At 36.3% G+C, this 6509-nt stretch carries 4 protein-coding genes and 1 pseudogene; 3 read left to right on the forward strand and 2 right to left on the reverse strand.

All coding sequences use genetic code 11. From position 1 onward, the window contains the following. Nucleotides 1-469: pseudogene (locus AACU59_RS02365) on the forward strand (recombinase family protein); the annotation flags it as partial. A gap of 226 nt (nt 470-695) precedes the next feature. Here AACU59_RS02365 and AACU59_RS02370 read toward each other — a convergent pair. Beyond that, a complete protein-coding gene (locus tag AACU59_RS02370) occupies nt 696-2024 on the reverse strand; it encodes an MATE family Na+-driven efflux transporter (RefSeq protein ID WP_094145672.1) in 1329 nt (442 codons plus the stop codon). Between the two features lie 3 nt (nt 2025-2027). After that, entirely contained in the window at nt 2028-3272 is a 1245-nt protein-coding gene (locus tag AACU59_RS02375; RefSeq protein ID WP_236732763.1) for a hypothetical protein, read from the reverse strand. A gap of 1236 nt (nt 3273-4508) precedes the next feature. On the opposite strand from AACU59_RS02375, the gene AACU59_RS02380 reads away from it, so the two are divergent. After that, entirely contained in the window at nt 4509-5054 is a 546-nt protein-coding gene (locus AACU59_RS02380; RefSeq protein ID WP_017048753.1) for a hypothetical protein, read from the forward strand. Beyond that, on the forward strand, nt 5044-6447 hold the full coding sequence (locus tag AACU59_RS02385; protein ID WP_161437632.1) for a relaxase/mobilization nuclease domain-containing protein: 1404 nt from the start codon (nt 5044-5046) through the stop codon (nt 6445-6447). The genes AACU59_RS02380 and AACU59_RS02385 overlap by 11 nt, the downstream gene beginning before the upstream one ends. Nucleotides 6448-6509 lie beyond the last annotated feature (62 nt).

The following is a 6509-nucleotide window of genomic DNA, read 5'->3' on the forward strand; positions in this document are numbered from 1 at the left end:
CATTTCTCACTTAGAAGAGAAAATTAATGCGATTGATAAGAGTATGTCAAAGATACGTGAATATATGACACAATATTCTGATGATGAAGAATGGGAAAATCAATATAATATTAAAAGAATTGAAAGAGAAAAAATTGAAAATGAAATCAAGGCTAGTAAATCACGTGTCACAGGAAAACTGTCTAACCTTGATATTGATTTTTCTGAAGAAAAGGATAGAGTTTTATTCAATCAGTTTTTGAAAGATAACCGTATAACGGTGTACTTCACAAAAGATAAAATGGAAATAATTATAGGCTCTTTAAACAATTTTTCAATAAAATGTGGATATGATGATAATGAACGTGAAATAGATCAACTTGTTGAATCTATTTCGCAACAAGGTTTTGTTGGATTAGAAGTAAGATCTAGGAAATCAGAAGGTAAAGAATTACTGAGATTTAATCTACCCACAGTATTAGATTCATAGCCGTATCAAAATCAATCAATATTTTTTAGTCCTCAATTTTTGTTGCGTTAGAGCTGGATATTGTGCTTCCCAAAGACGGTATAATTATCAGCTGACTGGATGAAAGGGTGTGGGTAGAATAAATCGGATAAATAGGCGTTTTATTCTACATTTTTGCGTTTATATGTTCATCTAGTGAAGACAAAGATTATACGAATTGCAATTATACAGAATTATTTACAGGGCCTTACGACTGGATTTCAGCCGCTTGTATATCGTCCGTTTTACTACGTAGAACTAAGTATAATAGCCAAGTTATTATCGCATCAGCAGTAATGCCCAAGCCAAACATTATGGCGATTCGTTCAAGAGTTGGGGCAAAGATACCGATTTGGTAAAGCACAAAAGCACAACCGTAAAACAAGGTGTTTACGATAAGTGATTGATACAGCATTAAATCCGTGCGTCCAATACCATAAAAGTAACTGTCGATGACATTGTTTAAACTGAAAATGACATAGAACCCAACCATTAGCCAAACTAGACTGGTGATTGATTCTGGGTTCTCTATCCCCATGATATTGGCTATAAAGCTGTTCCAAAGCGGTGCGGTGAGTATCCAAACAGCAATAATTCCTAACGTTATCCAAAGGTAGCTATTGACTCGCTCAGATGTTAATCCATTGTTTGTCGCAGCATCTTGCTTAACCAGATATCCTAATGTCAAAACGGGGAGTAGTAGCCAGCCCCAAATAAATTGATTAGCAACCCAGAATGTTCCCGCTTGTTGCACTTGGTTAATAAGCTGAAGAATCATGACAATAAAGGCAGTATTTCGCACGAGTGACTCAAGCCCTGACTTCCATCCAATCTTTGCCCATTCTTTGAGCCATTGCGATTGATCTCCTTTAGAAAACTTGAAGCTCAGAGTGATCCCTGATTTCGATAAATAAATCAGGGCAAACAGTGCGAGAAGACTATTGACTACGATATTACTCAGAGCAATACCATTCACTCCTAACTGAAGGGAGTAAGGTAGTTGACTGACGAAGATGCTGTCACAAATGACAGTCATGAGCATTTGTACTATTAGGAGACCATACAGCGCCTTTCGTTCATTTCTTAGGACGAGAATCAAAGACAAAAAAGCATAGAAGCTGGAAAGCAAAATAGCGGCAGATTCCAATCGAATGTATTGGATCGTTTGGGTCAATAATTCAGCCTGTTGCTGCATAGCATCTACAAAGTTCGGGGCTAGCCACAATACCATTACGGTCACCACAAAGTAGCAAGTTAAGGTAACCAAAAGAGATAGACTGGCTCGTTCGCGAAAAGCTTCATTACTATGAATAACTCTGCCTAGAATAAATGCTAGAGGGATAAGTAATGCTTCGCTGAGGACTTCATATCCTACATTTAGCCATGCAACTTGTGCTGCAATGCTAAAAGTCCATGGGCTAGGGATGCTGCCCAAGAAATGGATTCGTGTAGTTGAGTAGATTAATGGTATTAAGCTTGTCAGAATCAGCACTAGCCACAGTTGGTAGTTGATTGTTTTTATTTGATGATTTTTCAATTTTTAAGCCTTGTTATCTTCGCTAGGGATCTCATGGAGAAAGCTATTCTCCACAGAGAAATAGCCATTACTTTTAATCAGTTGTTTCTTTCTAAGCCGTTCGAACAGTGTGATTAGGTACTGATAAAGTTCAGTATATTGCACTGTACTGATATGAGTTGCTGAGCCTTTAAATACTTGCCATGGGAAGTCAATCAATGTTGTAGCAGCGTGCTTGGGAAGGTAGTTGTGTTTAAACTCACTTAGCAATAAATGTTCTAGCTGAACACAATAGTGCTGGATGATAGAGCAGTGAAAGTGGTACTTGTAACTGTCTTTGTTAGCGATAAGGTTCGGTAAGGAGCAAAATAAAAAGTAAACCTGAGCGGCCAACTCTTTGGCTTGCTTTCGCTCGCTTGTATGTGTTTTGGTAACGGCGTCTAATTGTTCTGCAAGGCCAAGCTCATCCTTTAAAATAGTGAAGTGAACGTTGTAGATTTGTGACTCGCGATAATAAAGAGAAATGTCAGACAACGGTTGGCCTATAACGATTTCTATAAGCAATCGGTCTTGTGTTCTAAGAGTGATTTTCGACCCCAAAATATCGGTATGAGCCAATTGTTCACCGAACAATCTGAGGAGCCTTTCATGCCAACCCTGAACCGAAATCGATGACTGAATAAATAAATCGATATCAGAGCGCTTTGTTAACTGATTAGCCCCCAAGCTTCCGTAAAGTAGAGCTGTAGGTGCGCTTGTATCTGTGCTTAATACTTTATTCAGCTTACTGACCCAAGTGTGTTGAGATAATGGGAAGGCCGACCAGAAGGAATCAAAGTTATCAGAGAAGTCAAAACTGTAAGACTGCCAAATCTGTCTTTGCCAGTGACTTTCTAGTTCTGTCGGTATGATTTTATCTTTCAAATATCTAATAGTTTCATCAACAGATTGCAGTCTTTTGTAGGATGATGGGTAAGGGATTTTTGAGTATTTCTCATCATCAATTGCATTGATGCTCTGCTCAGTATCTCTAGTGCAACAGATTAATATGCCTGTTTTCCTATCTAATTGATTGGTAAGAAGGCTAGCTGTTTGACCGTATCCTGTAAATTCAACAATCGCATTTTCCTGTTGTTTAACCGCAGCAAGGAAATGCTCACAAGCAAGTTGCTCACCTTGCTCGGTTCCATCGCCAAAGCGAATTCGATACTCATCTAATGATAAATAAGTGAACTCAGGCAAACGTCCTTGCATTTGTTTGCTTAACATTGTTTTGCCTGAATTTAGGTTACCAAAAATATAGATATGCATTGTGATATTCTGTTGTTAATCAGGCTAAAATTGGCCAACCTAGCCCAATAAGGGTTATGCTAACTGATAAATCTCTGCTTCCAACTAAGAGATTGACACTAAATATGGTTTTTGTCTGCCAAAGCAATTTTTGACGATCTCATCAGGACGCCAATCATTTCAAAAGGTTTCATCTTCAAAAAATAAATAATATCAATTTCTTAGATACCATCGTACTTATCCAATAAACTGCTAAATAATGGCTGATTCATCTATTGTCTCTTGCTTCTTATCTACATTATGCCAGTGTTTACGAAACCATCCATTAACGTCATCTTATCCTGCATTTTTGAGCGAAGGAAGAATGGATCTCGAGATAATGTCGGATTCAGATAGCTTTGATTTGTCTAATGTTGATTTCATATGATTAGCCAGCTCAGTACAAATTCATTTCATAAGAATATCAAAGAATGCATAAAACCGAAAAGGTAATGGTTTGTCAGTGAATTAGCTTACGATCTGTATCGCTTGTGTACGAGTATACACTGTATTTAATTAAATGATTGGGAGAATGAAAGATAGTGTGGTGATCATTTTTCAATGAGCAATTCAATTGTTAGTTATTTTAACATAGAGTGCGTTTGAAAAACTAACGGCTTATTTTGATCTTGTGTTGAAAAATCAATCTACAGTCACTCTAAATTAATTAGTTATTAATTATCAGTGAGTAAATTATTTTCATCATGAATGTGAAATAAATCACTCGTTTCTTATACTATAATAATAAGACATTGAACAACAACTTAACTTTTAAGTATCTTAGCTTGTTTTTTACTTAATCAGTAAGTAGGCTAAAAGCAATAATGCATTGGGGTATTTGTAACTGACTGATTATTATGTGTTTATTTAATTTTCATATGTTGATGCTTGTTTTGTTTTTTTTAATGATAACTTTAAATATACAAGGTTAAAAATATTTGTTGAAATTAATGGTGTTATAAAGTGATAATATAAAAATGGATTTTGAAGCAAGCTGTGTCTGCGCGTTTATTTGTCCCAAATAAAAACTCCGACAAATACTCCGCCCATTCTGGTTGGTTGCACTAACCCCCTTCGGTGTTAGCGCTGGTTTATCATATGCTGTTAGTCTTAGATCCTAATAGCTATATCTAATTGTTTGAGAGGTGAGTATAGATACAATAAAAGGTAATAATTATGAACAACGATATGTTAGACATTTTCAGAAATGTAGGTGCAAAAGATTTTAGAGCTATTGAAACTGCCATTAAGACAGTAAAAAAAGAGAAATACAAATCTCGTAAAGAACCTGCTGATTTGCAGATTAAATCAGTAAAGACAAATCTCACTGAAAAAGAATATCAAGAGCTAGTTAATAAGCAATGCATGGCTGGTTATTCAAAGCTTTCAGCATTTACTCGTGACGTCATCAATAATGCTGTAAAAGTCAAACCCATCATTTTAGAGGCATCTAAAGAGTTCTTCTCAGAAACTTCAGAACTTAGTGATCAAATTAAAACAATTGCCACCGATATTGAGAATAGTAAAGCTCTCACAAGAGATGAAATAGAAAGTACTCTTGTAGTACTAGCGGGACTATTAAGAGAGTTTCAGGCAACTCGTCACTTGCTAGTGAATAGCTTTACTCAAGAAGCGGCTTATGAAATAGCAAAACAGCATTTAAGTGAAGACAAGCTTGTTCGGGCACTGAAAGAATTAAGAGGGTCAAGTCATGATCTATAAGGAACCCGAACAAAAAGGCGGTAAGCACACTGAGCAGACCGCAGATACTCTCATAAAGTATGTTGCTGGTGACGATGAACGAGTGGCTAAATATTTAGTAAATTATGGTGCAGGAGCCACTAAAATCGCTAATGCAGTAACAGAATTTATTTATGCAAATAATATTATACATATCCCTGTAAATGCTAAAAACGCACCAGGGGAGATGTTAGATATGACACTTGCGATAAGAGAGATGCAAGAATCTATTAGACTTAACCCAAGTGCTAAACAGCAGTTTAAGCACATGATAGTTAGCCTCGATACAAATGAAAGCTTAACTAATCCACAATGGTGTAAAACAGCTAAAAAGTTGATGAACCATTTGGGTTATGCAAATTGTCGATATATTGCTTTTAAACATAATGATACCGATGAACAACATATACATGTAATCACATCTACCATCGATATAGTGACAAGAAAGCGCATCAAAGACTCTTATAGCAAGATACGAGCGCAAGAAGTAATGAGGGAGCTAGAGATAGAGTTTGGTCTGCGACAATTAGTAAGTAGTAATGAAATTGGTTACGATACTGCTGCTAATATTAATGACGCTAAAACATTTAACAAAAAGGCTCAAATAGCTCGACTGGTAAAAACTGGTATCAATAAGTTAAAGCAACGCTCTAATCTTGCAGAGTTTGTCACTGCTGTTGAGTCAACACATTCAAGCCTCAAAGTGGAACTACAAACAAAGAAGGGGATTGCGGTGGGTATTGTATTTAATCTCGACGGGGTACGAATGTCTGCCACCCAGTTAGGTGGAAATAGAAAATATACACTAGGAAAGCTCATTGCAAACGGTATTCTAGATGATGCCTGTAAGGACCTGAGTAACTATGAAGAAGAGCTTGAAAGAGCGGCTGCGCACGCTCAAGAACAATCAGATAATGCGCTTAGAGTTTATGAAAGTAAGCAAGATCAAGATATGATGACTTATCTTGTGATGCTTTCTGTGAATGTTAGATATCGCACGGAAGTGGAACAATTAATAAATGATATGAAGTGGAACATGAGAGCACGTAAAAGATTAAAAGGCGCTTCTGATGTCGTGTATGTCGTTGAGATGATTTCTACGCTTAAAGATGTTGAAATGGGTTTTGAAACTGTTATTGAAGCGCTTTTCTTGGATACGATTGATAAGGCATTAAGTTGTTTCACTAAGCGAAAAGCAATGGAAAATGTCTTTGAAAATTTAAGCACAAAACACATTTCCGAGAGTGACTATAAGACTTTTATTGCTAGTGCTTATGTTGAGATCTTACATAAGAATGATAAACCACAACGAAGGTCGATGAACAAACTATTAGAACGTATTATTAGCCTGGTTCACAAAGATATAAATAAGTAGTCTAATATTTATAGCTGTTATTAAATGTAGTGATATTACCTTCTATATATAATGCCCTAGTC

Source organism: Vibrio sp. V23_P3S9T160, assembly GCF_963886625.1.
GTDB lineage: Bacteria > Pseudomonadota > Gammaproteobacteria > Enterobacterales > Vibrionaceae > Vibrio > Vibrio anguillarum.